Source organism: Vibrio sp. 1069 (assembly GCF_033340555.1).
The window spans coordinates 1-678 of the sequence record NZ_JAWOWP010000426.1 but is presented as its reverse complement, the minus strand read 5'-3'; the positions used below and the strand labels follow the sequence as shown (position 1 = coordinate 678).

The following is a 678-nucleotide window of genomic DNA, read 5'->3' as shown; positions in this document are numbered from 1 at the left end:
TGATGAACGTACGCGCAGAGCTGCGGCATGTCGAGCCTTACAATTTGGTTAAGTTCATCGACAAAGCCAAGCTGCCAACTCAGTGGGGCACATTCATGATGCACGGCTTCATCGAGACGGCTACAGGGAAGGAGCATCTCGCGCTGGTGTATGGCGACCCGACGTCTCAGCCTGCGCCATTGATTCGGCTCCATTCTGAATGTCTCACTGGGGACGCACTATTTAGCACCCGCTGCGATTGCGGTTTTCAGTTAAATCGTGCGTTGCAAAACATCGTCGAAGAGGGCTGCGGCGTGCTGCTCTATTTGCGTCAGGAGGGACGTGGCATCGGTTTAATCAACAAAATTCGCGCCTATCACTTGCAGGATGATGGTGCGGATACCGTTGAGGCGAATGAGCGTTTAGGGTTTGCTGCTGATATGCGAGACTATGCGTTTTGCAAAGGGATGTTAGAGCATTTAGGGATTGACGAAGTGCGTCTGATGACCAACAACCCCCGTAAGCTTGCGGCTTTGAAAAACGCGCACATCAATGTCGTTGAGCGTGTGCCACTGCAAGAAGGTCGCAATCCAAGCAACCAACACTATCTAAAAACCAAAGCAAACAAATTAGGGCACATGTTTGATCCCCATTTTGTTGATCAAACGGAATGATCGTTTCTGGCGGGTATCAAATCGA

The 678-nt window shown here is 50.4% G+C and carries 1 protein-coding gene; it reads left to right on the top strand.

All coding sequences use genetic code 11. The annotated features are described in order from the left end of the window. The coding region (gene ribA / locus R7040_RS26925; protein WP_041954450.1) for a GTP cyclohydrolase II at nt 1-653 on the top strand (653 nt) is incomplete at its 5' end. Nucleotides 654-678 lie beyond the last annotated feature (25 nt).